General features: G+C 63.4%; 1 pseudogene. It reads left to right on the top strand.

Annotation, left to right across the window (positions count from 1 at the left end):
* A pseudogene (locus ACYP5B_RS48980) lies at positions 1-273 on the top strand (IS110 family transposase); the annotation flags it as partial.

The raw sequence follows: 273 nt of genomic DNA, 5'->3' as shown, positions 1-273 counted from the left end.
GAAGCGTTCCGGGATCTGTCACGCGCCTGGGTCAACGCCAAGGACGATCTGAAGCGCGCCCGGCAACGGCTGAAGGCCTTTCTGCTTTCACATGGGGTGCGCTACAGCGGCAGAGCCGACTGGGGACCGGCGCACCGGCGCTGGATCAGTACCTTTGCGTTCGACACCGTGTGGCAGCAACTTGCCTTTGACGAATATCGACGTGCCATCGAGGATCGGCTCGCGCAATGCAGCCGTCTCGAAGCGGCCTTGCGCGAAGCCGTGGTCAACTGG

This window comes from Cupriavidus sp. 8B (assembly GCF_054589115.1).
Note: the sequence above shows the minus strand (reverse complement) of the source record. Positions and strands in the feature narration are given on the sequence as shown.